At 47.5% G+C, this 3,667-nt stretch carries 4 protein-coding genes; 2 read left to right on the top strand and 2 right to left on the bottom strand.

What is annotated here, in order from left to right; genetic code table 11:
* Positions 1 to 1,167, bottom strand: a 1,167-nt coding sequence (locus PX481_RS04040) for a GNAT family N-acetyltransferase (protein ID WP_288093743.1), incomplete at its 3' end; no start/stop codon positions are given.
* Positions 1,168 to 1,379: 212 nt separating this feature from the next.
* Here PX481_RS04040 and PX481_RS04035 point away from each other — a divergent pair.
* Positions 1,380 to 1,886 (top strand): hypothetical protein, encoded by a 507-nt coding sequence (locus PX481_RS04035; protein ID WP_002741066.1) that lies wholly within the window; start codon positions 1,380 to 1,382, stop codon positions 1,884 to 1,886.
* 8 nt (positions 1,887 to 1,894) lie between these two features.
* A complete protein-coding gene (locus PX481_RS04030) occupies positions 1,895 to 2,302 on the top strand; it encodes an MAPEG family protein (RefSeq protein ID WP_002763339.1) in 408 nt (135 codons plus the stop codon).
* 90 nt (positions 2,303 to 2,392) lie between these two features.
* On the opposite strand, the gene PX481_RS04025 is transcribed toward PX481_RS04030, so the two are convergent.
* Positions 2,393 to 3,433, bottom strand: coding sequence for an adenosine deaminase (locus PX481_RS04025; RefSeq protein ID WP_002763338.1), 1,041 nt, complete (start codon positions 3,431 to 3,433; stop codon positions 2,393 to 2,395).
* Between the last annotated feature and the right edge of the window lie 234 nt (positions 3,434 to 3,667).

The raw sequence follows: 3,667 nt of genomic DNA, 5'->3' as shown, positions 1-3,667 counted from the left end.
GTCCAGGGGGGGATTATTGGGCCATTTTAACCAAGACATCCGACTAGGGATGGGAGTTCGCGGCACCGGTTGTAAACCCTGCAGCATTTCTGCCAGGGCGGAATTTTCCGGCTTAGTTTCGCGGATTTTGTGCCATACCGAGCGCGACATCATCAGGGTGTGGGAACTGCGGATCGCTCCCAATTGTTCCAGATATTCCCGTCTTTCGTGCTGATAATCGGCAGATATCAACTCTAGCGAGCGAGGGGGATACCTGCGAGTGATCTGGGCCATCTGGATTAATAACTTAGGATAGAGCCAAGTGTAGGCGGGATGGACAATTAATTTCGCTTGATGGGGTCGCTCATCCCGATTAGATAGAATTAATTCAAAATAACCGATCGCAGCTTTTCGTTGCGGTTCAAAAACGTAACCGCGACTAATTTGCGGACTGCCGCACCAACTTTGACAGCGATAGAGCAAACTATCAACTAAACTGATTTTAAAATCCTGGATATGGCGATCAAATACCTGACGCAGTAGCGGCGGCATAGACACACAATCTAACTGATAGAGCAATTGAGCGTCAGCATTGCTCACGGGCAGTAAATTCGGTAAATCTGGCTCTTGTTTCGCCAATTCCTGTAATAATTGCGGCGGTAAAGACCAATAGGTTAATTCCGCCAAAGGCTGAAAACCGTGTTGCCGGAAAAGTGCCAAACTGTCCTTTTGATTGATATTAACCTCTAACACCCAGGTGCGCGCTTCCCAAACCGTTTCTAGACAATAACGCAGTAATTGCGCCCCGATGCCCTTGGGTTCGCTTAAAGACTCCCCTGGATGCACCCGCACCTGTTCCACCCGCCAAGTGCTGCGACTACTATTAAAAGGGGTGACTTGGATTGCCCCGCGAATTTTCCCTTCTTCTCCCCGATTGGCCATGGACTCAGCCACATAGACATGAAAACGGTGTTGGAGAGGATTGGGAAAAAAACTGAGAATTTTAAATAACCCAAACCAAGGCCGCACCTGCTGCACCTGGGTGCGGAAATTTTGGGCGCGACGATCAATATCCTCATCGAAGTCATCCAGGGTTAAAGCTTCAATGTCTTCCAAATCCCGATATTGTACGGGACGGATTGGGCGATCGCTAAAATCGTCCCCTTGGGGAACAGGAGAAGTGGTCATGGCTCTGGGGTAAATATCGTCTATGCACCTATCTTACCGCAGAATCTAGAGGCACTTCCCCACCAATAACAATTTCTGAGGGATCATAGGGGACCACCACCGAAAGAACACCTCGATCGGTAGCTGGGGTTTTTTGGGCCAAATTTCCGATTATGACAATTCGATGCTACAATAACGGACGGTTAATCAGTCCGAATTTGCAGTAAAAGTCTTTGAGTCAATCTGTAGATACCACTAACACCCTAGACACTCTAGCTCAAGAACTAGCCGCCATTCAGCAGACCGGTTCTAAGCGCGTCGCTTTATTGGGTTCCCGTCACGTTCCCATCACGCACCAGCAATTGATCGAAATGATGGCCTATGCCCTCGTGCTGGCGGGCAATCGGATTATGACCTCCGGGGCGACGGGAACCAATTCCGCCGTCATTAAGGGGGCAATGCGGGCAGATCCTAATCTGTTAACCGTGATCTTACCCCAAAGTCTCGATCGCCAGCCCCTGGAATCCCAAGAACAACTCCAGCAGGTTATCCATCTGGTGGAATGTCCCGAAAATGACCATCTATCCCTAGGGGAAGCCAGCAGCCTCTGTAATCGCGAGATTATCAATCGTTGTCAACAGTTAATCTGTTTTGCTTTCCACGACAGTCAGACCCTTTTGCAAACCTGCGCGGAAGCGGAAGATCAACGCAAGCTAGTTACCCTATTTTATTTTGACTAAATTCAGCGATGAATCTCTCCGTCAGTGCCATTCTTCTCTATTCGATAGTGGCTGCCGCTATCTCTGTCTATCTACCTTTTCTGCTGGTGGCTTACGCTAGAGCTAAGGTGGGTTACGATACCTCCGCTCCCCGGGCCATGTTCGACCAACTCCCAGACTACGCTAAACGAGCAACTTGGGCCCATCAAAATGGTTTTGAAACCTTTATGATCTATAGTGCTGCCGCTCTCATGGCCTACGTTACAGGAGTATCCTCATCCCTGGCCGCTGTCTGTGCGATCGCTTTCGTGATCCTCCGGCTTCTATTTTCCCTTTTTTATATCACTAATGTCCCGATCGCTCGTTCCCTGATGTTCGGTCTCGGCTCTCTCTGTACCTATACTCTCTTTGGGTTGAGTTTAATCAAGATTCAGTAGAATTCCCCAAACCAGATGCAGGAGAGTCGGAAAACGCTATAGTTCGGGAGCGGTAAAGAAGTTGCTTAACCCGAACTAAAGTTAATTCTGTTACTGATAAACCGGTAATTTGGGATTATCCACTGATAACAAACCAGTTAAAAGTGAGGCGGGTTTTTGACTGTAGGGCCAGGCAAAAGCATGACGAAAAGCCGCATCTTGACAAGCTTGTAATTGTCGGAAATCGATCACGTCCAGGGTGAGTAAATTTTCGTACTCGAAGGGCAGCCGGACATTGTGTAAACCGGCATTATCGGTACAGATAGCAATATCAACCCCCGCTTCAAAACAGCGATCAAAGACTATCTTTAATTGCGATAAACTTTCGAGGGTGCCAGTTTTTAAATAGGTGGTGGGACAGACTTCTAAACATTGATGACGACGGGCAACTTCCGGCAGCAATTCCGGATATTGTAGGGGAATTTGAATACCGTGACCAATTCTTTGCAGATAGGGCAGTAATTGGGGATAACAACCGTCCTTTGTTTCGTAAAGATGGCCGGTGGTGTTTAAACCCTCTTCCCTGGCATAACTGTATAAACCAGCAAATTCCTCTAGTCGAGTTTGGTAGTAGGAATCACCCCCGGCAATATCGATCGCACAGACGTATTCTTTCATCTCTAGGGCCAGATCAACGATCGCTTTGTTGACTTGGGAGGGAAGTCGCGAGTGCATACAGAGAATTTGACTGGTAATAATCGGATATTCGCTCATTTTCGAGGCTTGACCGACGATCTCGACAATCGAGCGCATTTGCTCGATTCGCTCTGTTTGGTTCAAATGTTCGTCGGTGCGATAGTAGGGAGTATAGCGCAATTCTAAATAGGCAAGATTCTCGAAGATGTAAGCGCCGCGAATCAGACGATAAATAAAATAGGGCAAAGTTTGGGCGGTTTGAACACTTTCGACTAGGGTATGTAATTCCAAATACTCATCTAAACTATTGCGTTCACGGGTGTAAAATTCCTCAAAAGCGGGGTATTCCTGGAATTTGGCCGCTAAATCCCGCTCATGTCTGTGAAAGTAGCGCCAGAGAATTCTCGGTACTACCGATCCCCCTAAATGCCGATGCAAATCCGCGTATAAAGCCACAACTCCGCTGCTCCTTAGTCTCTCAAATGTTCCTTAAATATAACGAAGTTTTACAATTGTTTGACAATCGTTCCCAAATAGTATCAGTACCTAGGGTTTGCTGAAAAAGTTTTTCGTGGGGGCAGGGTGTGGGGTGTAGGGTGTGGGGTGTAGGGTTTTACCGATTTTCATCTGGTCAATTACCTAATTTTCAGGGAAAAAGTACCTGAATTTTCCCCCCGCTCACTCCCAGGT

This window comes from Microcystis sp. M53603_WE2 (assembly GCF_030065435.1).
Note: the sequence above shows the minus strand (reverse complement) of the source record. Positions and strands in the feature narration are given on the sequence as shown.

Coding starts and splice junctions, on each gene's coding strand:
- PX481_RS04030 (WP_002763339.1), top strand. CDS start 1,895: ATGAATCTCTCCGTCAGTGCCATTCTTCTCTATTCGATAGTGGCTGCC.